The 23,509-nt window shown below is 67.3% G+C and carries 22 protein-coding genes; 14 read left to right on the top strand and 8 right to left on the bottom strand.

All coding sequences use genetic code 11. The features are described 5' to 3' along the window. Positions 1-152 precede the first annotated feature (152 nt). Positions 153-683: a hypothetical protein gene (locus ACILR9_RS35775; protein WP_395714774.1), complete on the bottom strand. Its 531-nt coding sequence runs from the start codon at positions 681-683 to the stop codon at positions 153-155. Beyond that, positions 680-1,147: a polysaccharide deacetylase family protein gene (locus tag ACILR9_RS35770; RefSeq protein WP_395714773.1), complete on the bottom strand. Its 468-nt coding sequence runs from the start codon at positions 1,145-1,147 to the stop codon at positions 680-682. Before ACILR9_RS35770 ends, ACILR9_RS35775 begins: the two co-directional genes overlap by 4 nt. Positions 1,148-1,265: 118 nt before the next feature. On the opposite strand from ACILR9_RS35770, the gene ACILR9_RS35765 reads away from it, so the two are divergent. From ACILR9_RS35765 to ACILR9_RS35725, 9 genes are all read left to right on the top strand, one after another. Further along, positions 1,266-2,156: an STAS domain-containing protein gene (locus ACILR9_RS35765; RefSeq protein WP_395714772.1), complete on the top strand. Its 891-nt coding sequence runs from the start codon at positions 1,266-1,268 to the stop codon at positions 2,154-2,156. Positions 2,157-2,165: 9 nt separating this feature from the next. Then, on the top strand, positions 2,166-2,552 hold the full coding sequence (locus ACILR9_RS35760) for an STAS domain-containing protein (RefSeq protein WP_395714771.1): 387 nt from the start codon (positions 2,166-2,168) through the stop codon (positions 2,550-2,552). Next, positions 2,536-2,937, top strand: coding sequence for an ATP-binding protein (locus ACILR9_RS35755; RefSeq protein ID WP_395714770.1), 402 nt, complete (start codon positions 2,536-2,538; stop codon positions 2,935-2,937). Before ACILR9_RS35760 ends, ACILR9_RS35755 begins: the two co-directional genes overlap by 17 nt. Beyond that, positions 2,925-3,932 (top strand): ATP-binding SpoIIE family protein phosphatase, encoded by a 1,008-nt coding sequence (locus tag ACILR9_RS35750; RefSeq protein ID WP_395714769.1) that lies wholly within the window; start codon positions 2,925-2,927, stop codon positions 3,930-3,932. Before ACILR9_RS35755 ends, ACILR9_RS35750 begins: the two co-directional genes overlap by 13 nt. Continuing rightward, positions 3,929-5,683, top strand: a complete 1,755-nt coding sequence (locus tag ACILR9_RS35745; protein WP_395714768.1) for an ATP-binding protein — start codon at positions 3,929-3,931, stop codon at positions 5,681-5,683. Before ACILR9_RS35750 ends, ACILR9_RS35745 begins: the two co-directional genes overlap by 4 nt. Then, positions 5,680-7,665, top strand: a complete 1,986-nt coding sequence (locus ACILR9_RS35740; protein WP_395714767.1) for a response regulator — start codon at positions 5,680-5,682, stop codon at positions 7,663-7,665. The genes ACILR9_RS35745 and ACILR9_RS35740 overlap by 4 nt, the downstream gene beginning before the upstream one ends. 2 nt (positions 7,666-7,667) lie before the next feature. Next, entirely contained in the window at positions 7,668-7,799 is a 132-nt protein-coding gene (locus tag ACILR9_RS35735) for a hypothetical protein (RefSeq protein ID WP_395714766.1), read from the top strand. Further along, positions 7,796-8,155 (top strand): YihY/virulence factor BrkB family protein, encoded by a 360-nt coding sequence (locus ACILR9_RS35730; protein ID WP_395714765.1) that lies wholly within the window; start codon positions 7,796-7,798, stop codon positions 8,153-8,155. Before ACILR9_RS35735 ends, ACILR9_RS35730 begins: the two co-directional genes overlap by 4 nt. A gap of 62 nt (positions 8,156-8,217) precedes the next feature. Continuing rightward, complete coding sequence (locus ACILR9_RS35725; protein ID WP_395714764.1) at positions 8,218-9,786, top strand: GMC family oxidoreductase; 1,569 nt, start codon at positions 8,218-8,220, stop codon at positions 9,784-9,786. A 213-nt stretch (positions 9,787-9,999) separates the two neighbouring features. On the opposite strand, the gene ACILR9_RS35720 is transcribed toward ACILR9_RS35725, so the two are convergent. The 5 genes from ACILR9_RS35720 to ACILR9_RS35700 all read right to left on the bottom strand — a co-directional run bounded on the left by ACILR9_RS35720 (position 10,000) and on the right by ACILR9_RS35700 (position 17,559). Beyond that, positions 10,000-11,748, bottom strand: coding sequence for a protein kinase domain-containing protein (locus tag ACILR9_RS35720; protein ID WP_395714775.1), 1,749 nt, complete (start codon positions 11,746-11,748; stop codon positions 10,000-10,002). A 31-nt stretch (positions 11,749-11,779) separates the two neighbouring features. Then, the gene (locus ACILR9_RS35715; RefSeq protein WP_395714763.1) at positions 11,780-12,625 is read right to left on the bottom strand and encodes a formate/nitrite transporter family protein; all 846 of its coding nucleotides are present in this window, start codon (positions 12,623-12,625) and stop codon (positions 11,780-11,782) included. 68 nt (positions 12,626-12,693) lie between these two features. After that, complete coding sequence (gene nirD / locus ACILR9_RS35710) at positions 12,694-13,044, bottom strand: nitrite reductase small subunit NirD (protein ID WP_395714762.1); 351 nt, start codon at positions 13,042-13,044, stop codon at positions 12,694-12,696. Continuing rightward, positions 13,041-15,506, bottom strand: a complete 2,466-nt coding sequence (gene nirB / locus ACILR9_RS35705) for a nitrite reductase large subunit NirB (RefSeq protein ID WP_395714761.1) — start codon at positions 15,504-15,506, stop codon at positions 13,041-13,043. Before nirB ends, nirD begins: the two co-directional genes overlap by 4 nt. Before the next feature lie 391 nt (positions 15,507-15,897). Beyond that, the gene (locus ACILR9_RS35700) at positions 15,898-17,559 is read right to left on the bottom strand and encodes a flavin-containing monooxygenase (RefSeq protein WP_395714760.1); all 1,662 of its coding nucleotides are present in this window, start codon (positions 17,557-17,559) and stop codon (positions 15,898-15,900) included. 354 nt (positions 17,560-17,913) lie between these two features. Here ACILR9_RS35700 and ACILR9_RS35695 point away from each other — a divergent pair, with 354 nt between their 5' ends. Continuing rightward, positions 17,914-18,891 (top strand): Bug family tripartite tricarboxylate transporter substrate binding protein, encoded by a 978-nt coding sequence (locus ACILR9_RS35695; protein ID WP_395714759.1) that lies wholly within the window; start codon positions 17,914-17,916, stop codon positions 18,889-18,891. 175 nt (positions 18,892-19,066) lie between these two features. On the opposite strand, the gene ACILR9_RS35690 is transcribed toward ACILR9_RS35695, so the two are convergent. Further along, positions 19,067-19,540 (bottom strand): DUF992 domain-containing protein, encoded by a 474-nt coding sequence (locus ACILR9_RS35690; protein WP_395714758.1) that lies wholly within the window; start codon positions 19,538-19,540, stop codon positions 19,067-19,069. 239 nt (positions 19,541-19,779) lie between these two features. Here ACILR9_RS35690 and ACILR9_RS35685 point away from each other — a divergent pair, with 239 nt between their 5' ends. The 4 genes from ACILR9_RS35685 to ACILR9_RS35670 all read left to right on the top strand — a co-directional run bounded on the left by ACILR9_RS35685 (position 19,780) and on the right by ACILR9_RS35670 (position 23,509). Further along, positions 19,780-21,033 carry a DUF2157 domain-containing protein gene (locus tag ACILR9_RS35685; RefSeq protein WP_395714757.1) on the top strand — a complete coding sequence of 418 codons (1,254 nt, stop codon included), beginning with the start codon at positions 19,780-19,782 and terminating at the stop codon, positions 21,031-21,033. Then, complete coding sequence (locus ACILR9_RS35680; protein WP_395714756.1) at positions 21,030-21,581, top strand: GDYXXLXY domain-containing protein; 552 nt, start codon at positions 21,030-21,032, stop codon at positions 21,579-21,581. Before ACILR9_RS35685 ends, ACILR9_RS35680 begins: the two co-directional genes overlap by 4 nt. A gap of 87 nt (positions 21,582-21,668) precedes the next feature. Further along, on the top strand, positions 21,669-22,853 hold the full coding sequence (locus tag ACILR9_RS35675; RefSeq protein WP_395714755.1) for an aminotransferase class V-fold PLP-dependent enzyme: 1,185 nt from the start codon (positions 21,669-21,671) through the stop codon (positions 22,851-22,853). A gap of 149 nt (positions 22,854-23,002) precedes the next feature. Continuing rightward, positions 23,003-23,509, top strand: coding sequence for a (2Fe-2S)-binding protein (locus ACILR9_RS35670; protein ID WP_395714754.1), 507 nt, complete (start codon positions 23,003-23,005; stop codon positions 23,507-23,509).

Here is a 23,509-nt window from a genome sequence, read left to right as displayed (position 1 = left end):
GGCGATTCGAGGATTCTATTGTTGCTCTCGACAGTTGTATTGGATTCCAAAATTATAGGAGAAGCGTGCTCCTCAACACACACTCCCAACCTCCCCCCGTCTTCGTGCGGCGCAACATCTGTGCTGAAACTAGGCTTCGCCGGGGAGGAGGATCAGTCGTCATCCGCCCGCCACGCATCGACAATCTCCGCGCCGGTCGCCGGCCACACGCCGGCGTGGTCGAGGATGCGGTCGAGCAGGCTGCCGAGCGCGCGGATGCGATGGGGCTGGCCCATCAGCCAGGGCGTGATGGTCAAGGTGAGGATGCGCCCGCTGCCGGTCCGCGCGGCCTCGCCATAGAGCGTCGCGAAGGCGCTGTTCAGCAACGCCGTCGCCCGCACGCCGCGGGCATCGAGCGCCCGCATCAGGCGATAGATGCCGACGCGGTTGCCGTAATCGCGCTGGGGGTAATCCCAGTAGCTCGGATAGGGCCGGTCGACGCCGCCCGGCGCCACGAACGGCGTGCGCGACATGTCCATCGGGAAGTGCCCGACATGGACGGCGACCCACAGCGCCACCCGCGCCTTGCCCGGCCACGCCACGGGCTTGGCCTGCGGCAGGTTGCGGTGGGCGAAGCGGTCGTGATCGAGCCCGCGCCGGCGCCACTTGCAGTCGAGGTAGTTGGGGATACCGGGGCCGCTCATCGCCGGCCTCCCGGCGTGCCGGAGGCCAGCCAGCTCGAGACCGCGTCGTAGTAGTGCTCGGTGTACCAGGCGGCGATCTCGCGGCCCGTCGCCAGCCACATGATGCCCTCCTCGGCCAGCACGTGCTGGGTGGTCTCGTCGTTGGTGATGGCCGCCGTCAGCCAGCCGTCGAGCGATTGGCCGCTGTATTTGCGGATTGTCTCCCGGCTGTCGGCGATCACGGCGCGCTGCTGCTCCTCCGACAGGTCGTAGAAGTAGCGCGTGTTGTAGGTGCCGTGGCTGAACAGCTCCCAGCCGAGCGCGCAGCAGCGCTCGATGATCTCGGGATAGTGGTCGCAGACGGCGACGTTGCGCGAGACGCTGCCGCGCACGCCGTGCTTCGCCATGACATCGGCCATGCGCCAGAAGCCCGTCCGGTTGCCGTAGTCGCGATGGGAGTAGTTCAGTTGGAAACCAGATTTCAACCGATCGGCAAGTTCCGATGAGCGGACGAAGAATCCGTCGCCATGAGGAACTGAAGGCAACCTGCAGCGTTAGAGCGTGGGCAGCTGCGACCCGCCGATCGGCAGGCAAGAGGATACGATGACGACCACTGATACGAAAACGAATCTGGCCCGGATGATTGCCGACAACGAGCGGGCGATCCTGGCTTCCTGGGTGACAGCATTCGCGTCCACCGACACCCGGATATCCACCCAGGAAGTCGAGAGCCAGGCCAGGCAACTGCTTCAGGCGCTGGGTCATGCGACGGCTTCGGGCAACGTCTCCGACATACGTCGCTCCGACTATGGCGACGTGCGTGATCTCTTGGCGGGTTTTTCGCGTTCGCGTGCCATCCAGGGATTCTCGCCGACAGAGACAGCGACCTTCGTCCTGTCCCTGAAGCAGGCGCTGTTCGAGCACATTCGCCAGGACCGGCCGGAAGACATCGCAGCCAATACCTGGACCCTCAGCCAACTGGTCGACCAGCTCGGCCTGTTCACGATCGAGATGTTCCAGAAGACGCGCGAGGAGCTGATTGCCCGACAGCGCGAGGAGATCGAGGAACTCTCGACTCCCGTGGTCAAGCTTTGGGACGGCATCGTTGCCCTGCCCCTGATCGGCGCGCTCGATTCGGCCCGCACCCAGGTCGTCATGCAGAACCTGCTGGAGGCGATCGTCCAGACCGGCGCCGAGATCGCCATCCTGGACATCACCGGCGTGCCGACCGTCGACACGCTGGTTGCCCAGCACCTGCTCAAGACAGTCTCGGCGGCGCGCCTGATGGGAGCCGACTGCATCATCAGCGGAATCCGCCCGCAGATTGCCCAGACGATCGTGCAGCTCGGCGTCCAGCTCAACGTCATCTCGAAGGCTACACTGGCCGATGCCTTCGCCCTCGCTCTCCAGCGTACCAACCGGACAGTCGTCCGGATCAAGCACAACGGCAACGCGAAGGCACCGGGAGTCGAATCGTCAGAGATGGCGACTTAGGCCTCGCCCGTGGACACCATTCCAATCCTCAAGATCGGCAACGCCTTGCTGGTCACCATCCAGGTCGACATGCATGACGAGCTTGCGACGCGGCTGCAGGACGACCTTACGAACAAGATCGTGGCGCACCGGACGCGCGGGGTGCTGATCGACATCTCCGCACTCGAGATCGTCGACAGCTTCATCGGTCGCATGCTGGCAAACATCGCCAGCGTCTCGCGCCTGCTCGACGCCGACACCGTCGTCGTCGGAATGCGGCCGGAAGTGGCCATCACGCTCGTGGAGCTCGGCCTCGGCCTGCCGGGCGTCAAGACGGCCCTGAATGCCGAACGCGGTTTGGCGCTGATCGGTGGCGTATCGGGTCACCGGGATCGGGACGATGCCGACCACGACTGAAACGATGCCGATCGCTACCGGCGACGATATCGTGAGGGTGCGCCAGAAGGTCAGGATACGGGCCACCGAAGTGAGGTTGTCGCTGGTCGACCAGACCAAGCTGATCACCGCGGCGAGCGAGCTGGCGCGCAATGCCCTCGACTATGGCAAGGGCGGCCATGCCGACATCGAGACCATCAGCGACCCGGTCCCCGGCGTGCGCATCACCTTTCGCGACAAAGGTCCGGGCATTGCCGACATCAAGCTGGCGCTGACGGACGGCTACACCACCGGTGGTGGGCTCGGCCATGGTCTGGGCGGTGCGCGCCGCCTGGTCGACGACTTCACGATTGACAGCACTCTCGGCCACGGCACGACGGTCGTGATCGCGCGGTGGAAACGGTGACCGCCGTGTTGGCCGTAGCGGACCGAAGCTACGTATCCGGCGCCCGACGCGAAACCCAGGAGATCGCCCGCCGCATCGGTCTGCATGCCGACGACATCGGCCGCGCCGGCTTGATCGCGACCGAGATGGCGACCAATCTCGCCAAGCACGGTGGAGGCGGCAGTCTCCTCGTGCAGCCTCTTTCCCTGGCGACCGTCGCGGGATTGGAGCTGGTCGCGATCGACCGCGGCCCGGGCATCGCCGACGTCGCCCGGAGCCTGCGCGATGGCTTTTCGACCTTCGGTTCTGCGGGAACGGGTCTCGGGGCCATCGCCCGCCAGGCCGATGAATTCGACATCTACTCCGTCCCCACCAAGGGCGCGGCGGTGCTCGCTCGCGTTTGGCCGCAACGCAGGCTGCCGCCAGCCGATTCCGCTCGGATCGGCGCCATCACGGTGGCCAAACCGGACGAGCAGGTCTGCGGCGATTCCTTTGGCGTCATGGTCTCGGGCATGACGGTCTCGGCCATGGTGGCCGACGGGCTGGGCCATGGCGTAGCCGCACACGATGCGGCCGAGGAGGCACGACGCCTGTTCAACCGCGCGTTCCAGTCCTCCCCGATCGCGGCCATCCGAACGATCCATGCCGGGCTGCGCGCCACGCGAGGCGGCGCCGTCGCCGCTCTCACCCTCGATCTGGCCGCAAGTCGTATCGTGTATTGCGGCCTCGGCAATATTGCGGGCCTTGCCGCAGCCGGCGGCAATGTGCGGCGTTTCGTTTCCATGAACGGCATCGCCGGCCATACCGCCGAGCGGCTTCAGGAATTCATCTACCCCTGCGATGGGCCGGGCCTGGTCGTCATACTGCATTCCGACGGTTTGTCGGCAAACTGGTCGCTCGACCGCTACGCCGGCCTCGCCGCACGGCATCCCAGTCTCATCGCCGCAGTTCTCTACCGCGATCTCAGCCGCGGTCGCGACGACTCCACAGTGTTGGTGATCAAGAGGACCGCATGAGCTCGGCCTCCCTTCTCACGGTCGACCTGAAGACGGAGCAGGACGTCGTCCATGCTCGACAGCGGGCCCGCCAGATCGCGCGCTCCGTCGGTTTCGACCGCCAGGCGCAGACCTTCATCGCCACGGCGGTGTCGGAGATAGCCCGCAACACCGTCGCCTACGGCAAGGGCGGAACGCTGCGCTTCGCCCTGAAGGAGGTCGGCGAAAGGCGCCTGCTCGACATGACGTTCGAGGACAAGGGGCCGGGCATTCCGCATCTGCAGGCAATCCTCGAGGGATCGTATGTCTCGCCTGTCGGCATGGGCGTGGGCATCACCGGCACACGCCGGCTGATGGATCACTTCGAAATCGACAGCACGCCGGGGCAGGGAACGCGCGTCTCCTTCGGCAAGGTCCTGCCGCCGGACGATCGCGGCATGCCGTTGCCGACCGGCGCGCTGCTGACGGAACTGGCGAGAGCGCCGCCGCAGGCCCTGATCGACGAGGTGCTGGGCCAGAATCGCGATCTCCTCGCCACGATGTCAGATCTCCAGGCGTTGCGCGGCGAGCTGGCGCAAGCCAACGAGGAGCTCGAGAGCACCAATCGCGGCGTCGTCGCGCTCTATGCCGAGCTCGAGCAGCGTGCCGACGAGCTGAAGCGCGCCAGCGAGGTCAAGAGCCAGTTCCTGTCCAATGTCAGTCACGAGCTGCGCACGCCGCTCAACTCGATCAATGCGCTCTCGCGGATGCTGGCCGACGAGGCTGACGGGAAATTGAACGAGGAGCAGCAGCGCCAAGTCTCCTACATTCGCCAGTCAGCCGAGACCCTGACGCGACTGGTCAACGATCTGCTCGACCTTGCCAAGGTCGAGGCCGGTCGCATCGACCTGCATGCGTCGAAGACGTCGGTCAACGATATCCTGTCGGCGCTGCGCGGCATGATGCGGCCGCTGCAGGCCGGCGATCAGGTCGAATTGACGTTCGTCGACCGAACCCGCGATCTCGCCTTGCATACCGACGAGGGCAAGCTCTCCCAAATCCTGCGCAATCTCGTGTCGAACGCGCTGAAATACACCGAGCGCGGGCAGGTGAGCGTGACCGTAGCGGCGCCGACTGCCGGCCGCGTCGAGTTCGTGGTGCAGGACAGCGGCATCGGCATCTCCGAGATGGACCAGGCGCGCGTCTTCGATGAGTTCGTCCAGATCCGCAATCCACTGCAGAGCCGGATCAAGGGCTCGGGACTGGGCCTTCCCTTGTCGCGCAAGCTCGCCGAGGCCATGGGGGGCCACATCGTCGTCAGCAGCCGGATCGGCCAGGGGTCCGTGTTCACGCTCGACATACCAGTCGCGCTGCCCGTGCATTCGATCGAGGATGCAGCGCGCGCCGAAGCCAACGGCAGGATCCTGATCGTCGACGACGAGGAATCGACGCGCTACGTGCTGCGACACATGCTGCACGCGGAAGGGCCGTGGTCGATCATCGAAGCGCCCGATGGCACCGAAGGCCTGCGACTGGCCCAGGCTGAAGCGCCCGACTTCATCCTGCTAGACATCTATCTGCCCGGGCTGAACGGCTTCGAGGTGTTCCGCTCGCTCAAGGGCGATCCGGCGACGGCCGCCATACCGGTCCTCGTCCTGACGTCGTCGATTCTCGGCGCCGACCATCTGGAGCAGCTCAAGGGCGCCGTGGCCGTGCTGCCCAAGTCGAACCTGTCGCGTTCGCTCCTCTCGGCGCACGTCAACCGTGTCCTCAACCCGTCCAGTGCAGCATGACCCGGGAGCTCATCCTCAACGTCGACGACACCGACTCGGGTCGTTACATCAAGAGCCGGATCCTGCGCCAGGGCGGATACGATGTCGTCGAGGCGCGGACCGGAGTGGAGGCGCTGGAGAAGGCGCGGCACCAGAAGCCCGACCTGGTGCTGCTCGATGTCAAGCTGCCCGACGTTTCGGGCCATGAGGTCTGCCGCGTCCTCAAGAAGAGCGCGGTCGGTCTCCTGGTGCTGCAGATATCGGCCTCCTTCGTGGCGCCCGGAGATCGTGCCGTCGGCCTGGACAGCGGTGCCGACGCCTACCTCAGCCAGCCCGTCGAGCCGTCCGAGCTGCTGGCGACGGTCCGGGCCCTGCTGCGCCTCAAGCGGGCCGAGCGGGCGGCGCGCGAGAGCAACGAGCTCTATCGCGTGATCGTCGAGAGCGCCGTCGACTACGCCATCATCACGTCCGACCTCGAAGGACGCGTGAAGACCTGGAGCGATGGTGCGCAGCTGGTTCTCGGCTGGACAGCCGACAGCATGGTCGGCCAGCCGCTCGATCGCCTGTTCCTCGACGAGGACGTTGCCCGACATGCTCCGGCGCTCGAACGGACGATGGCGACGGACGATGGCCGAACAACAGCCGAGCGCTGGCTGCGGCGCAGCGACGGCCGACGGATCTGGACGAGCGCCACCGTTGTCCCGCTCCGCGCTGACATGAATGGCGTGAAGGGCTTCATTCACATCCTGCGCGATCGGACTTCGGAAAAGGCCGAGCAGGATGCCATGCAGCGCTCCAACGAGGTGCTCGAGCGCGAGGTCGCGGCACGTACACGCGCCCTCACGGACTCCAACGCCAAGCTGCGTCAGGAGATCGAGGAGCGCGAGCGCGCCGAACAGGCGCTGCGTCAGGTGGAGAAGCTGGAGGCGATCGGCCAGCTGACCGGAGGCATCGCGCACGATTTCAACAATATGCTGACCGTAGTCCTGGGAGCCGCCGAAGCGCTGAAGAAGGCGCTTCCCGGCAATGCCACGAGCCAGCAGCGCCGCGCCGACCTCATCATGCAGGCGGCGGCACAGGCGGCGGCGCTCACCCACCGCCTCCTCGCCTTCTCGCGCCCGCAGCCGCACGATCCCAAGCCGGCCAATCTCAACGCTCAGATCGGCGGGGTGCTCGACATGCTCCGGCGCACCATCGGCGAATCTGTCGACATCGTGACCGAGCTCGAGGCCGGCCTGCCGCTCATATCGGTCGATTCCAATCAGCTGGAGAACGCCATCCTGAACTTGGCGGTGAACGCCCGCGACGCCATGTCGGGGAACGGCACGCTCACCATCCGCACGTTCTCGTCCGGACGTGCTTTCGTCAGCCTGGCGATCGCCGATACCGGCGTCGGGATGACACCGGAGGTGGCGGCCCACGCCTTCGAGCCCTTTTTCACCACCAAGCGTACTGGCGAGGGCACCGGTCTGGGCCTGGCCCAGGTGATGAGCTTCGTCCAGCAATCCGGCGCCATGATCCATGTGGACTCGACACCGAATGCAGGGACGGCGATCGAGATGCGCTTTCCCGCCCTGGCCGAGGGAACCGCCCATGCGGGGACGACGGGCGATCAGGCGCCGAGCGAGTTCCGCGGTGCCGGTCGCAAGGCGCTCGTGGTCGAGGATCAGCAGGGAGTGCGCGAGTTCGTCGCCGACGCGCTCGGCCGGTTGGGCTTCGAGGTGGCGACCGTGGGCGATGCCGATGCCGCCCTGCGCTTCATCGACAGCGACGAGCCAATCGATCTCCTGATGACCGATATCGGTCTGCCCGGCCGCCTCGACGGCTGGCAGCTCGCTTCGTTGATCACCAAGCGGCTTCCCGCGACGAAGGTCGTGTTCATGACGGGTTACGCGACGAGCCCAGCCAATACCGACAGCATTGGGGAGGGTCGCGTATTGCTGATGAAGCCCTTCACCCAGGCCGCCCTGGAAACACGGCTGGTTCGCCTGTTCGGGACCTGACCATGTCGCTCAGCCGCGCCTGGTACCTGATCCGCGGCACGATCGAAGGCTACATCGCCGACGATGCCTTCAGCCGCGGCGCCTCGATTGCCTATTTCACGCTGTTCTCCTTCCAGGGGCTGCCCTTGCCGTGAAGGCGATCGACATCGTTGTCTCGGCAACGCTGATCGCCGGCGTCTTCGCCGTCACCTACAAGGTTCTGCCCGATCGTTTCGTGCGCTGGCGCGACGCGCTGCCCGGCGCCCTGTTCGCGACGATCCTGTTCGAAGGCGGCAAATACCTGATCGCGCTCTATATCGGCGAGACGGACATCGCCTCGTCGTTCGGCGGCGCCGGGGCGATCATCGTCCTGCTGCTCTGGATCTTCTATTCGGCCCAGATCTTCCTGCTTGGCGCCGAGTTCAGCCGGGTCTGGACCCTTGGTGCGCCCGGCGACCCCGGGAGCGATCGAGACGAAATGCCTCCCGCCGGACGCTTCGCGAGCGGATGACTTGCCGGACGCCCGCTCTATCCTTCGCCCTTCTGTGAACGAGTTTCGGCGAAGGACGGGCAATGAACGACGAGTACGACTACATCATCATCGGCGGCGGCTCGGCTGGCGCCGTCCTGGCCGCACGGCTCAGCGAGGACCCTGCCGTCCGCGTCCTGCTGCTCGAGGCCGGCCTCGATTTCCGCACCGCCGACACGCCGCACCACCTGCGCATTCCCAATCCGCTGCGTGCCATCGCCGACGACAATTACCGCTGGCCGAGGCTCGTCGCGCGACGCACTGAGCGCCAGGAGCCGAAGCTGCTGTGGCGTGGGCGGGCGATCGGCGGCAGCTCGAGCATCAACGGCCAGATCGCCATCCGCGGCGTGCCCGAAGATTTCGAAGACTGGGCCGCCGCCGGCTGCACCGGCTGGGGCTGGCAGGACGTGCTGCCCTATTTCTGCAAGCTCGAAAGCGACGTCGATTTCGGCGACGCCGGCTGGCACGGCGCCGACGGCCCTATCCCCGTCTACCGTGCGCCGGTCGAGGCGTGGGGTCACGTCGACCGCGCGCTGATGAAGACGGCCCTGGCGCTGGGCTACGGCTGGTGCGCCGATCACAACGCGCCGGAGGGTAGCGGCGTGGGGCCCTATGCCATCAACAGCCGACAAGGGCTGCGCATCTCGACCAACGATGCCTATCTGGAGCCGGCCCGCGGCCGCGCCAACCTGACGATCGTCGGCCGGGCCGTCGTCGACACGCTGCAGGTCGAAGGCAACCGTGCGCATGTGAGCGGCGTCAACGTCGCTGCGGGCGGCGAGCGCAAGAGCGTACGCGCGCGCCGCGAGGTCATCCTGTCGGCCGGCGCCATTCATTCGCCCGCGATCCTGCAGCGCACCGGCATCGGACCCGGGGCGCTGCTGCGCGGCCTGGGGATCGCCGTCGTGGCCGATCGCCCGGTTGGCGAGCACCTGCTCGACCATCCCATCCTGGGGCTCGTGCTCGACCTCAAGGAAAGCGCGCGGGTCAGCACGCTCGCGCATCGCCACACCAATTGCTGCCTGCGCTACACCTCGAACCTCGGCAATGCCGGCGTCAACGACATGATCATGATCGCCGGCAACCTGCGGCCGGAGGAGGAAGGTGGCACGGCGCGAGCCCGCATCGCCGTCTCGGCCTTCCAGGCGTTCAGCGAAGGCAGCGTCCGCATCACGACTCGGGATGCCGCGATCGACCCCGCCGTCGACGAGCGGATGCTGTCCGACGACAGCGACCTCCTGCGCATGCGCGACGGCGTGCGGCGCCTCGTCGAGATCGGCCGGCACCCCGAGATGCAGGCGATCGCGACCCGTGTCGAGTATGGCGCGACCGGACGCTCGATCGAGGATCCCTTCGACGCGCAGGCGCTCGACGATTGGATGTTCGCCGAGTGCTCTGATGCCCAGCACGCGAGCGGCACCTGCCGCATGGGCGCCGGCGACGATCCGCGGTCGGTCGTCGACCCCGAGTGCCGCGTGATCGGCTGCACCGGACTCAGAATCATCGACGCCTCGATCATGCCCACCGTCGTGCGCGCCAACACCCACCTGACCACGGTGATGATCGCGGAGAAGATGGCGGACGGGTTGAAGCGAACGCCGGCGGGCCGCTGAAGCGTGCCCTCATGCGCCGGGAGCGCACCACTTCAGGCGGAGCAATCTCCGCCGCCAGCGGCGCTCATCGGATGTGTGATCGACAGGAAGAGCGCTACAGAGTGGCGCGCTCCCGGCGCATGAGCATCACGGCGCGCGCGGCCTCAGGACGACCGATACGCTGTCCTTACGGGCCGCTCCTCGTGATGAGATTGCTGCCGTTGCGGCACCCCGCTAGCCGTAACGCAAGGCGAGCTGCAGCAGGACGATGGCGGCCAGCAGGGTGCACAAGCCCTTCCAGAACAGCAGCGGATTGCGCTCGATGAGCGGCCGCGGATTGGACTCGACGAGGTCCTGGTTGGGGTGGCGGAGGTCGTAGAGGAACTCCGAGAGCTCGCCGTAGCGCTCGGCGGGATCGGGGTGCACAGCCTTGCGCAGCGCGCCGTCGACCCAGGCCGGAACCGGATGCTTGTCGTCCAGGATCGGGCGGTACGTCACCTTGCGTTGTTGGGTCCGCGTCCGCGCCTGCGCCATCTGCGTTCCGTAAGGCAGCTGGCCGGCGATCATCTGGTAGGCGATGACGCCCAGCGAGAAGATGTCCGAGCGCGTTGTCCCTCCCTCTCCCAGGAAATATTCCGGCGCAGTGTACTGGAAGGTACCCAGAACGGCGTCGGCCTCCGCCGCCGGCGCCGCTTCGGCAATGCCGCTCACCTTCGTCGAGCCGAAGTCGATGATCTTCGCGGTCCCGGTCCGGTCGATCATGACGTTCTCGGGCCGCAGGTCCTGGTGCAGCATCTCCTTGCGATGAAAGGCCTGCAGCCCGCGCGCGATCTGCTCGACGATGCCGCGCATGGTGTCGAGATCGGGCCGCGGATTGTCGGTCATCCACTGCGCCAGGGTCGTGCCGTCGACATGCTCGGTCACGAGGTAGAGGTAGCCGCGCTTGCGCTGATGGCGATGCGGCCGCAGCACGTGGACGTTGTCGAGCCGCCGGGCGACCCACTCCTCCATCATGAAGCGGCGCAGGTAGGCGGGGTCGCCGCGCAGGTCGAGCGACGGGATCTTCAGCGCAACCAGGCTCTCGTCCGCGCTGTCGACCGCCAGGTAGATGTGGCTGCGGCTGCTGGCATGGAGCGGCCGCACGATGCGATAGCCGTCGAAGTCCTGGCGCGGCTCGAGCAGCGGCGGCAGCGGCAGGGCGGTCGATTCAGCCAGCACCTCGGCCGCCTCACCGTCGGGCAGCGCGTCGACCCGCACGATCTGGATGGTGAGATTGTCCCGGCTGCCCTGCTCGAACGCCTGCTGGACGATCTTCGCGGCAGCGACGTCGAGGTCGTCCCGCCCATCCTCGATCGAGCGGGCGATCGCGCGCGCCTCGACATGCTCGTAGACGCCGTCGGTCGCCAGCACGAACACGTCGCCCGCCTCGAGCTCGATCGTGCGGTAGTCGATCTCGACCTGGGGATTCACGCCGAGCGCGCGCCCCAGATAGGTCTCCTGGGAGGAAAGGACGACGCGGTGATCCTCGGTCAATTGCTCGAGCGAGCCGCCGACCTTGCGATAGATGCGCGAATCGCCGATATGGAAGAGATATGCCGTGCGCGACTTCGCCACCAGGACGGAGAACGTGCAGACATAGCCCCTGTCCGGATCGAGACCCCTGTCCGGCTCATCGCCGTGCCGGCCGCGCCGCGTCTGCCCGTGCAGCCACGAGTTGGTGGCGGCGATGACGCGAGTCGCCGAGGTCTTGGTCGACCACGAATCCGACGTGCAGTAGTAGTCCGCGAGAAAGCTCTTGACCGCCGATTCGGCGGCGGTGCGACTGACCTCGCTGCTGCTGATGCCGTCAGCCAGGGCGACGGTGATCCCCTTGAGGCTGAGAGCCGGCTCGTTGGGGATCACCGCGCCATGGAAATCCTGGTTGGTCTCCTTGGCGCCCTTGTCGGAATGCTGCCCGATCGAGATCTTTAGTCCGTGCGGCATGCCCGACACCGGCACCAGGGGCAATTGCCGGCTACCGCGCCAGGTAGCCGGGCTCGGCCAGCCGCGCCGACGCCGCCCGCTTGGGCGCCGTGCGGACATGGGTGGCGTAGAGCGTCAGGCCGGTGAAGGACAGGCCGCCGACCAAGTTGCCGACCACCGTCGGGATCTCGTTCCAGATCAGGTAGTCCATGATCGAGAACTTGCCGCCCAGCAGCAGGCCAGACGGGAACAGGAACATGTTCACGATCGAGTGCTCGAAGGTCATGGCGAAGAACAGCATGATCGGCATCCACATCGCGATCACCTTGCCGCTGACCGAGGTCGAGATCATCGCGCCAACGACACCGGTCGAGACCATCCAGTTGCACAGCACGCCGCGGATGAACAGGGTCAGCATGCCGGCCGCGCCGTGCTCGGCATAGCCCACCGTGCGGCCTTCGCCGATGTGGGCGATGACGGTGCCGACCTTGTCAGGCGGCGTGGAGAAGCCGAACGTGTAGACGATTGCCATCAGCACGGCGACGGTGAAGGCGCCGCCGAAATTGCCGATGAAGACCAGGCCCCAGTTGCGCAGCACGCCGTTCAGGTTGACGCCCGGACGCTTGTCGATCAGGGCGAGCGGCGTCAGCACGAACACGCCGGTCAGCAGATCGAAGCCCAGCAGGTAGAGCATGCAGAAGCCGACCGGGAACAGGATCGCCCCGATGATCGGGTAGCCGGTCTGCACGGTGACCATGACGGCGAAGGCCGCCGCGAGAGCGAGGATCGCGCCGGCCATGTAGGCGCGGATCACGGTGTCGCGCGTCGACATGAAGACTTTCGATTCGCCCGCGTCGACCATCTTGGTCACGAACTCGGAAGGCACCAGATAGGCCACGATTGTTCCTTTCGATTGATCAGGGAGAGAGGGATGGGGGGGAGAGGCACTCGCGCGAAACGAAGCACTCACGGCGCGGCCGCGATGCCCATGTCGAGATAGACGCGGCCGTTCTCGAGCTTGACGGGGAAGCTCCGCGTGCAGCCCTTGTCGGCACCGGTCGCCTGCCCGTCCTCGAGATTGATGATCCAGTTGTGCAGCGGACACGCCACCTTGCGGCCGTGCACGATGCCTTCGCTGAGCGGCCCGCCCTTGTGCGGGCAGCGGTTGTCGAGGGCGAAGACCTCGTCGTTGGCCGTCCGGAACACGGCGATGTCGCGCCGTGGCGTGCGCACGATGCGCGCGCCGCGCACCGGGATGGCCTGCAAGGGCCCGCAATCGAACCACCAGGTGTCGACCCGTTCCATCACGGTGCTCATTCTGCGGCCATCCGACGGCGGACCGGGGTCAGCACGGCAAGCGGGGTGAACTCGTTGGCTTCGCGGCCGGCGGCGCGCTCGGCCCACGGGTCGCGCTGCACGGCGCGCTGCGATTTCTTGAAGCGCTCGAGGAGCGCACGCCGGTTCTCCGGATCGTCCATGATCGCGGTCCGCACCTTCTCCAAGCCGGTCTTCTCGACCCACTTCCACACGCGATCGAGATAAGCCGCCTGCTCGCGGTAGAGCTGCATGGCGGCGGCGATGCATTCGATCGCCTCCTCCTCGGTCTCGACATGACCGAGCAGGTCGGTGGCTCGGACATGCAGGCCGGCGGCGCCGGCGATGTGGATGTCGTAGCCCGACTCCACGCAGACCACGCCGAAATCCTTGACCGTCGCCTCGGCGCAGTTGCGCGGGCAGCCGGAGACCGCGAGCTTCACCTTCGCGGGCGTCCACGAGCCGCACAGGAAACGCTCGAGCTTGACGCCGAGGCCGGTCGAATCTTGCGTGCCGAAGCGGCACCATTCGCTGCCGACGCAGGTCTTCACCGTGCGCAGGCCCTTGGCGTAGGCCTGCCCCGAGACCATGCCGGCGGCGTTGAGCTCAGCCCACACCGCGGGCAGGTCCTCCTTGCGCACGCCCAGCAGATCGATGCGCTGGCCGCCCGTCACCTTGACCGTCGGGATCTTGAAGCGATCGGCGACGTCGGCGATGGCGCGCAGCTCGGCCGGCGTCGTCAGCCCGCCCCACATGCGCGGGATCACCGAGAACGTGCCGTCCTTCTGGATGTTGGCGTGAACGCGCTCGTTGATGTAGCGCGACTGCGCGTCGTCGCGATATTCGCCCGGCCAGGCGCAGACGAGATAGTAGTTCAGCGCCGGCCGGCAGGTCGGGCAGCCGCACGAGGTCTTCCAGCCGAGCTCCTGCATCGTCGCCGGCACCGACTTCAGCTCCTTCGACAGGATGAAGCCGCGCACTTCCTCGTGGGTGAGGTCGACGCACTTGCACATCGGCTTGCGCGCGTTCGCCGCGTAACCGTCGCCCAGCGTAGCCGCGAGCAGCGCCTCGACCTTGGACGTGCACTGGCCGCACGACGCCGACGCCTTGGTCTGGGCGCGCACGTCATCGAGCGTGGTCAAGCCCTTGGCGACGATCGCCTGGGTGATGACGCCCTTGCAGACGCCGTTGCAGCCGCAGATCTCGGCGTCGTCCGACAGAGCGGCGATCACGGCCTTGGGATCGAGCACGCCGCCACCTTGATACGCCTGGCCGAAGATCAGCGTCTCGCGCAGGTCAGCGACGTCGGTGCCCTTCTTGAGCAGGTCGAAGTACCACGAGCCGTCCGCGGTGTCGCCGTACAGCACGGCGCCGACGATGCGGTTGTCGCGCAGCACGACGCGCTTGTAGATGCCGCGCGCGGGATCGCGCAGGACGATCTCGTCGCGCTCGTCGCCCTCGGAGAAGTCGCCGGCGGAGAACAGATCGACGCCGGTGACCTTGAGCTTGGTCGACAGCGCCGAGCCGGCGTAGCCGGTGGCCGCCGCCTCGCCGGCGAGGCTCGCTGCCAGCGTCTTCGCCATCTCGTAGAGCGGCGCCACGAGGCCGTAGCAGTTGCCGCGATGCTCGACGCATTCGCCGACGGCGTGGATGTTGGGATCGCTGGTGCGCAGGAAATCGTCGACCACGACGCCGCGCTTGACCTCGAGGCCGGCGTCCCTGGCGAGCGCGACGTGCGGGCGGATGCCGACCGCCATCACCACCAGGTCGGCCGGCAAGGTGCGGCCGTCGTCGAGCCGCACCGCCTCGACCTTGCCGTCGCCCAGGATGGCGCTGGTGTTGGCGCTGGTCAGGATCTCGATGCCGCGCTTCTCGATCGCCTTCTGCAGGAGATAGGCGGCGTTGGGATCGAGCTGGCGCTCCATCAGGGTCGGCATCAGATGGATGACGGTGGTCCTCATGCCGCGCAGCGCCAGGCCGGCGGCCGCTTCGAGCCCGAGCAGGCCGCCGCCGATCACCACGGCATTGCCGCCGCGCTCACTCGCCGCCAGCATTGCGTTCACGTCGTCGAGATCGCGGAACGTCACGACGCCCGGAAGGTCGTGGCCGGGCACCGGGATCAGGATCGGCCGCGAGCCGACCGCGATGACGAGGTCGTCGTAGGCCTCGACCGTCCCCGCCTCTGTCCGGATGGTGCGCGCCGCGCGGTCAATGCCGACCACGGTCTCCCCCCGGCGCAGATCGACCGCGTGCCGCTGGTACCAGGCATGGTCATGGACGACGATGTCCTCGAAGCTCTTGTCGCCGGCCAGCACGGGCGAGAGCATGATGCGATCGTAATTGACGCGCGGCTCGGCACCGAAGACCGTCACCTCGTAGCGCTCGGGCGCGCGAGCGAACAGCTCTTCCAGCACGCGGCCGGCCGCCATCCCGTTGCCGAGAACGACCAGCTTCCGTCGGGGCATTCCTGGTGCCTGCGTCATCTACCGTCCTGCTTTCCGTTGTTGAAACCGGATGCAGGGGGTCGCGCAGGCCAGCCAAGCATCGAGGCGGCACGCGATGACGCGCGAGACATCCCCTTTCGGGAAGCCTCACTCGTCCCCTAATCCACGACCTTCATTGGTCGCGTCGATCCGGTGGGTGGTGCAGCCGTCGTTGGCTCGTGATTCCAGGTGCAATCAGCGTGCCAACCGATTGGTGGCCGAAGGCACGGGCGGCAAATGCTTTCGTGGCCCGGCATCACGCCGACCTCTGGACAGCAAACGATCAGCTTGCCCGCGCCGAGAGCAGGCCCTGTCGTTTGGCGGGCACGATCATGTCTTCCTCCCCGGCGAAGCTGGGGAGGAAAGACGCCTCTTACTCCGCCGCCCTCGACGCACCGGCAGCGAGACCGTGCACGGGCCGTTGGGTGCCGCCGCCGAATTCGATGCCTTCATAGTCCTTGGCGGCGACGTCGTTGATCGTGGCGACGTATTTCGGCGCGCCGCCGTTGTAGACGAAGTAGCGGATGCGGCCCTGCTCATGGCCGGGAACGTTCGAGTTGTAACCCGTGAACCACGACTTGGCCTTGCGCATCAGCATCATGGCGTACATGCGCACCACGTGCTCGGTCCAGCGCTTCTCCGCCGCCTCGGTCGCCTCGGCGCGGTCGTGGCCGTGTTCCCGCATGTACTCCAGCAAGTCGGTGCACCAGTTGACCCCGGTCTCGATGCCGCGCGGATAGTTTGTCGAGGCCGAACCGCTTTGCGGACCGGCCGGCATCAGGAGATTGGGGAAGCCGTGGATCAGCATGCCGAGGAAGGTCGACGGCCCGTCGACCCACCTCTCGCGCAAGGACTCGCCGCCCACGCCCTTGATGTCGATATGGTCGAACGCCCCGGTGATGGCGTCGAAGCCGGTGGCGTAGACGATGATGTCGAAGTCGTAGTCGCGCGCGCTGGTGCGGATGCCGGTCTCGGTGACGCGCTCGATCGGCGTCTCGCTGATGTCGACGAGAGAGACATTGTCCCGGTTGTAGGCCTCGAAGTAATTGGTCTCCATTGGCACGCGCTGGACGCCAAAGCCGTGGTCGCGCGGGATCAGCTTCTCGGCCGTCACCGGGTCCTTGACGCGCCGCCGGATACGCTCGGCGATGTACTCGGAGAACTCGGCGTTGGCCTCTTCGTTGGTGAAGATCTCGCGAAAGTTCCTGAGCCAGATGGCGAAGCCCGGCTGGCCGTACAGGCGGTCCCACAGGGCCACGCGCTCCTCGCGCGACACCTCGTAGAAGCCGCGCCGATCGGGCTCGTGCTCGAAGCCGCCCGGCGTGCGTGCGCAGGTCGCGAAGATGTCGTCGTAGCGGGCGCGGATGTCGGCCATCTCGGCTTGCGAGATCGGGCTGTTGTTGAGCGGCGCGCTCCAGTTCGGCCGGCGCTGGAAGACGACCAGCTCGCCCACCTTGTCGGCGATCTCGCCGATCACCTGGATGCCGGTCGCGCCGGTACCGATCACGGCGACCTTCTTGCCGGCAAGCTCGACCGGCTCGTGCGGCCAGTGGAAGGTGTGGAACGAGCGTCCCTTGAACGAGTCCATTCCCGCGAAGCGCGGCAGGGTCGGGATCGACAGCAGACCCAGGGTCATGATCACGAAGCGGCAGGTGAGCGTGCGGCCGTCGGCAACGTTCAGGCGCCACAGGTTGGCTGCCTCGTCGTAGTGCGCGGAGTCGACCCGGCAATTGAACTGCATGAAGCGGCGCAGGCCGAACTTGTCGGCGACATGGTTCAGGTAGCGCAGGTTCTCCGGCTGGCCGGAGAATTTCTCCTTCCAGTGCCATTCGTCCAGAAGCGCGCGCGAGAACGAGTAGCCATAAGTGTAGCTTTCCGAATCGAAGCGTGCACCCGGATAGCGGTTCCAGTACCAGGTGCCGCCGAGATCGCCGCCTGCTTCCAAGACCGTCGCGTTGATGCCCAGATCGACAAGTCGCTTGATCTGGTAGATTCCGGCCACGCCGGCTCCGATCACGATGACTTCGTAATCCATCTCTGGCTCCGTTCTCGCGAAGGCTGACCTGTTCCCCAAGATAGCCAATCCAGGTTGCTTGTCATCCGGCGGGCCGCCTTCGAATCGCCGTTCGAGTCGCAGGGCGGCACCGGCCCGGGCGCACGACGAGCCGTCGGCGCATCGCTCTGCCGCAAGCTGTTGGGGCAATTGCTCGGCCAGCGTCGTCACCCTTTAGAATCGTCTTCCGAGTCCGCTCACCCATGCCAAGTCGCCGTGCAGAACAGTCGCGACGGGCGCGGGGACCTCCTCGCAGAACGAGTGTAGTCTGCGGCAAAAGCGCGTCCCGTTGGATCGCCTGTCCACGAGGAGCGCGCGCTGTGGAGGACGACACCCATGAAATTTCCCCGCCGTACATTCGTGCATCTCGCCACCGGCGCGGCCGCGCTTCCGGCCCTATCGCCCCTCGCCCGGGCACAAGCTTACCCGTCACGGCCGGTCCGCATCATCGTCGGCTTTCCCGCCGGCGGCGCGACCGACATCCAGGCGCGCCTGATGGGCGAATGGCTGACGGAGCGCCTCGGCCAGCAATTCATCGTCGAGAACAAGCCCGGCGCCAGCGGCAACATCGGAACCGAGATGGTCGCCAAGGCGCCGGCCGACGGCTACACGCTGCTGCAGGTCGTGACCCCGGCCGCGATCAATGCCGCGCTCTACAGCAATCTCCCGTTCGATTTCGTCCGGGATATCGCACCGGTCATCTACGCCGCGCGGCTGGCGTACGTCGTCGTGGTGAACCCGTCGGTCCCCGCGACGACGCTGCCTGAGTTCATCGCCTACGCCAAGGCCAACCCGGGCAAGATCAACTACGGGTCGGCGGGCCAGGGCACCCCGCAAAACATCGCCTGCGAGCTCTTCAAGATGATGACCGGAGTGAATCTGGTCCACGTCCCGTACAAGGGCGGCGCGCCGGCGGTCGTCGATCTGATCGCCAACCACGTGCAGGTGATTTTCGCTCCCGTTTCGGAATCGATCCAGCAGATCAAGGCCGGCAAGCTGCGCGCGCTCGCGGTGACGACCGCGACCCGGCTGGACGTATTGCCGGATGTTCCAACCGTGGCCGATTTCGTGCCTGGCTATGAAGCCAGCGGGTTTGCCGGCATCGGTGCCCCCAAGGCCACCCCGGTCGACGTCATCGACAAGCTGAACAAGGAACTCAATGCCGGCCTCGCCGACGCCAAGGTCAAGGCCCGGATCGTCGAGCTGGGCGGCACGGTGATGGGCGGCACCCCCGCGGAATTCGGCAAGATCATCTCGGAGGCCACGGAAAAGTGGGCGAAGGTAATCAAGTTCGCCGGCGTGAAGGCCGAGTAGGGCGGACGCGTCCGACCCGTTGCCGGCGGCACGCCGCGGGAGTCTTGCGAATCCTCTCGGCGGAAATGACGCGGCGGCGCAGGACGGCATTCGCGCCCTGCGCCGCACGCAGCGGCGCCAGGCGCCTTGCAGCCAATACCTCCCGGCATTGGCTGCAAGGCGGCCGGGTCGAGGATCACTTGGCGTAGTTCAGGTCGACCGCGCCGATGCCGGCGGCCACGTTCAGGCCGGTGCTGCCCTCGACGCTGACCGGCTGCAAGGTGACCTGCTTGTTGCTGCCGCCGACGAGCACGTTCGCTCCAACCCCGACGCCGACCGTTCCGGACGCCGTGGCGCCTCCATACGAACCGGCGAGAGCGCCCGGCGCGATGCTGCCTGGCGCGAATACCAGCCAGACCATCTGGGCTTCCTTCGTGAAGCCGATATCCACACCGAACTTCTTGATGGAGCCTGTGTAGCGCTCGGCCTTTCCGTCTGTTCGGGTGAACAGGCAGCTGAGGTCCTTGGACGACCCGAAGATGAATCCGACGCCGCCGGCGACGTTGCAGGTCAGGGTCCCGACATTTGCCCCCGACTGACCGTGGACCGCAGCCACGCCCATCAGCAGCGGCAGCGCCGCCGCGCAAGCAGCGATGGTGTTTCGAAGCATCACACGCCTCCATGACGAACTCGACATGCCCGGCGAAAACACCGCCGGGCGATGCATCTTCGCACGATCGTGGGTGGACAACTGGCCGACCTGATGACGCAGTCGGATTGCCTTCCAAAAGGTCACAGGCGCCGTTCAGCGCAGCGTCGCCCGGCCTGCCGGCAAGCGCCTCCGAGCCGGCACCGCGCGCGAGCAGGCCGTGGCGAAGACGGCCGGACTCGAATCCGCTGTGCGCCTGCTTGCGCGAGCCCGACGACGTCATCCCCCTCGAGACGGGCGTTCGGGTTGCGCGCAAGCAGGTTGTGGCCTGCTATCCCTTGCGTGAAGATGATACAGTGATCGCAGAACACTATCTGAAGCGGTGGCGGAGCGCTGGCCTGATCGACGACGGCGCGGCGGAGCGGATCAGCGCCTGGGAAGCGTCCCACCGCCGGCCGCTCTGGCTCTGGGCTCTGTCGGGCATGGGTGCCCTGGCCATCGGGCTCGGCCTCCTGGCCGTGGTCGCCGCCAACTGGGAGGAAATTCCCGCCGCGGCGAAGCTTGCAGCGGATCTGCTGCTGACCGGCCTGTGCGCCGGCTTCGTGTTTGTCGCCTGGCAGCGCGACCGGGAATGGCCGCGTGAGCTCGGCGCCTTGCTGCTGTTCGGCCTCGTGATCGGCAGCATCGCCCTTATCGGGCAGGTCTACCAGCTGCAGAGCGATCCATGGCAGGCGCTGGCGATCTGGCTGGCCCTGAGCACGCCGTTCCTCGCGCTGGTTACCTTCTCGCGGCTGGTCGGGACAGTGTGGTTTGCTGCAGCGGTCCTCACGTGGTTCTCCGCGTATGAGCCGCTCGAACGAGCGATCGGTCGTCTGATCTCGGGCTCCGGCCGGGGCGATCTGTTCCATCTGATGCTCTACTTGCCCGCCTGTCTGTTGGCCGTCGTCGCGATCCTGCGCCGACGCTGGCCACCCGCCGAGGACCAGGGCGAGCTGTTGCTGAAGTTGGCGCTGGCGGGGCTCGTCGGTGCCGTGAGCACGACCGTGGTCGCCATCGGCTCGCGGCTCGTCAGCCTGGTCGCGCCGGTCGAGATCGGGCTGGGCGCCGCCGCCACGCTGCTGGCCGCAACGGCCCTGTGGATCGGCAGCAGCGCGATGCAGTGGCGCCCCGTGATGGCGCTGCTGGGCGCGAGCTTCGTCGTCTGGACCGCCGCCCTCCTGCTCGCGCGCGCGTGGACCCCGGAGCAGAGGACCGCGTTCGAGGCCCTCTTCGGCCTGCTCTTCATCGTCTACTGGGCGGCGGTCGGCTGGCTGGCGGCGCACGCCGGCCAGCGCGTCCTGTTCGGCTTTGCTTTCACCGTCATCGGCCTGAGGCTGCTGATCCTCTATCTCGAAGCGATCGGCGGCCTGACCGCGACCGGCCTCGGCCTGATCGGCGGCGGCGTGCTCTGCCTCGTGTTGACCTGGCTTGGCTGGCGGTTGACCAGGCGCCTGGGGCGCGGGGCGATCCCGTGAGGCACAAGGCTGCGGCGCTGCTCGTGATCACGGCGCTGGCGCTGCCCCTCATGGCGCTGGCCGCGATGGTCGGCCACCAGGAATGGCTGCGCAGCCATGTCACGGTCTTGACTGTGGCGGTGCGCGGCGTCGACCCCCGCGACCTGTTGCGCGGCCACTACCTGACCGCGGGATTCGAGTGGAACTGGGAAAGCCCGCCCGAGGCCGACGGCGGAATCGTTGCGGGCGCACTGTGCGTGATCGAGATCGATGCCGTGCAGCGGGCCCGCGTCCGCTTCGTCCCCTACTCGACGGTGGACCGGGGGACTTTGGGCAGTTGCCGATTGGTCATCCCCGGAGGGCTGTGGGGCAAAGACGCCTTCGTGCCGGCCACGATCCACACCACCAACGGCAGCATCAAGCTGTTCGTGCCGGAAGTCCGCGCCGGCGAGCTCGAGCGGCTGATCCGCGCGCGGCCGGGCGCCCTGACGGTCGACCTGGCGGTCCGTGCCGACGGCCACGTCAGCATCCAGGCGCTGCGCATCGACGGTCGGGTGCTGGGACGCTGATTGTCGAACGGGCACGCCACGACGCACGGCGTCGCCCGGTTTCCTCCTGCCAACCCCGGAAGGCACATGGTATCGAGTCGCCCGACCATGCCCTCCGCCCCGCCTCCGCTCGGCGCTGCCGTACGCAACGAATTCGCCCTCGCGGCTGATTTCCTCACCGTCAATCACGGCTCCTACGGCGCCACGCCACGCTGCGTGCTGGCGGTGCAGGAGGAATGGCGCCGGCGCATGGAGGCGCAGCCGACACGCTTCTTCGCGCAGGAGCTGCCGGTCGCCCTGCGCGCCGCCGCGGCGCGCCTCGCTCAATTCATCGGCGCCGACGGGGAGGACCTCGCTTTCGTCAGCAACGCCACGATGGGCTGCAACGCCGTGCTGCGCTCGCTGCCGCTGGCGCCGGACGACGAGATCCTGTGCCTGGGCCACGTCTACAATGCGGTACGCAACACGATGCGTCATGTCGCGGCCGAGCGCGGCGCCCGGCTCGTGGTGGCGGAGCTGCCCTTTCCGCGCCCCGATCGCACCGAAATCGTCGCGCGGCTCGACCAGGCGCTGGGCCCGCGCACGCGCCTCGCCGTGCTCGACCATATCTTCTCGTCGAGTGCCCTGGTGCTGCCGATCACCGACATGGTGGCGCGCTGCCGGGCGCGCGGCGTGCCGGTGCTGGTCGACGGTGCGCACGGGCCGGGCCAGGTGCCGTTGGACCTGGCGGCCCTCGGCGCCGACTACTACGTCGGCAACTGCCACAAGTGGCTGATGGCGCCCAAGGGCAGCGCGTTCCTGCATGCCCGGCGCGACCGGCAGGCCGGCCTGCACCCCGTCACCATCTCGCACGGTTTCGGGCAGGGCTTCGTCGCCGAGTTCGACTGGACCGGCACCGCCGATCCCAGCGCCTTCCTGGCGCTGCCGGCCGCCCTCGACTTCTTCGCCCGGCTGGGCGGCACGGCGCTGATGGCGCGCAACGCGGCGTTGGCGGCCGCCGGCGCCGACGCGACGGCGGCGCGGCTCGGCACCGAGGTCGGGGCGGCCCGCGAGATGAAGGGCGCGATGGGTCTGGTCCGCTTGCCTGTGGCTCAGTCGCCCGCGGAAGGAGCAGCCGGCCAGGAGCAGGCCCGCGCCCTGCGCCGCGCCCTGCTGGCCGCCGGCACGGACGCACCGGTCAATGCGATCGCCGGCGCCTTTTGGCTGCGCCTCTCGGCGCACGCCTACAACGAGGAAGCCGACTACCGGCGGCTGGCAGAGCTGGTGGAAACGGTCCTGGCGAAGGCTGCCTAGGGCCTGACGAATCACGTGCGTCATCTCACGACATGACGCTCGGTTCGCGGCCGTCCGGGACAACGCCTTGGCCGCTGCGCGATGCCGCGCGGCGCCGCGTGACAGACAGGACGCGCGCGCCCTAAGCTCGGCGCGGGGGGAGACCACGCTTGACCCAGACCATCGAAGTCAACGTCAACGGCGCGCGCAGGATCGTCACGGCAGACCCGAGCACGCCGCTCATCTATGTCCTGCGCAACGACCTCAAGCTCAAGGGTACCCGGTTCGGTTGCGGCGCCGGCGTGTGCGGATGCTGCACGGTGCTGCTGGACGGGCGCAGCATCCAATCCTGCAACACCCCGCTATCGGCGACGGAGGATCGGGCGGTCATCACGATCGAGGGTCTCGGCGGAAGCGTGAGTGGCGAGGGGGCGGGCAGCAAGGCGGCGCTGCATCCGCTTCAGCAGGCCTTCGTCGAGGAGCAGGCCGGCCAGTGCGGCTACTGCCTGACTGGAATCGTCATGGGCGCCGCCGCCCTGCTCGCCCGCAATCCGTCGCCGACAGAGGCTGAGATCCGCTCCAGGCTGGACATCCATCTCTGCCGGTGCGGCGCCTATGACCGCATCCTGCGCGCGATCCGACGCGCCAGCGCGATGATCGGCAAGGGAGGCGGCTGA

Origin of the sequence: Reyranella sp. (assembly GCF_044224635.1) — a bacterium.
GTDB lineage: Bacteria > Pseudomonadota > Alphaproteobacteria > Reyranellales > Reyranellaceae > Reyranella.
This window is presented reverse-complemented; position numbering and strand designations above follow the sequence as displayed.

Excerpts from the sequence above, each read along its gene's own strand:
- ACILR9_RS35745 (WP_395714768.1), top strand. The coding sequence starts at position 3,929 with ATGAGCTCGGCCTCCCTTCTCACGGTCGACCTGAAGACGGAGCAGGAC.
- ACILR9_RS35720 (WP_395714775.1), bottom strand. The coding sequence starts at position 11,748 with ATGCCGCACGGACTAAAGATCTCGATCGGGCAGCATTCCGACAAGGGC.
- nirD (WP_395714762.1), bottom strand. The coding sequence starts at position 13,044 with ATGAGCACCGTGATGGAACGGGTCGACACCTGGTGGTTCGATTGCGGG.
- ACILR9_RS35765 (WP_395714772.1), top strand. The coding sequence starts at position 1,266 with ATGACGACCACTGATACGAAAACGAATCTGGCCCGGATGATTGCCGAC.
- ACILR9_RS35775 (WP_395714774.1), bottom strand. The coding sequence starts at position 683 with ATGAGCGGCCCCGGTATCCCCAACTACCTCGACTGCAAGTGGCGCCGG.
- ACILR9_RS35740 (WP_395714767.1), top strand. The coding sequence starts at position 5,680 with ATGACCCGGGAGCTCATCCTCAACGTCGACGACACCGACTCGGGTCGT.
- ACILR9_RS35690 (WP_395714758.1), bottom strand. The coding sequence starts at position 19,540 with ATGCTTCGAAACACCATCGCTGCTTGCGCGGCGGCGCTGCCGCTGCTG.
- ACILR9_RS35695 (WP_395714759.1), top strand. The coding sequence starts at position 17,914 with ATGAAATTTCCCCGCCGTACATTCGTGCATCTCGCCACCGGCGCGGCC.
- ACILR9_RS35700 (WP_395714760.1), bottom strand. The coding sequence starts at position 17,559 with ATGGATTACGAAGTCATCGTGATCGGAGCCGGCGTGGCCGGAATCTAC.
- ACILR9_RS35675 (WP_395714755.1), top strand. The coding sequence starts at position 21,669 with ATGCCCTCCGCCCCGCCTCCGCTCGGCGCTGCCGTACGCAACGAATTC.
- ACILR9_RS35755 (WP_395714770.1), top strand. The coding sequence starts at position 2,536 with ATGCCGACCACGACTGAAACGATGCCGATCGCTACCGGCGACGATATC.
- ACILR9_RS35735 (WP_395714766.1), top strand. The coding sequence starts at position 7,668 with ATGTCGCTCAGCCGCGCCTGGTACCTGATCCGCGGCACGATCGAAGGC.
- nirB (WP_395714761.1), bottom strand. The coding sequence starts at position 15,506 with ATGCCCCGACGGAAGCTGGTCGTTCTCGGCAACGGGATGGCGGCCGGC.
- ACILR9_RS35725 (WP_395714764.1), top strand. The coding sequence starts at position 8,218 with ATGAACGACGAGTACGACTACATCATCATCGGCGGCGGCTCGGCTGGC.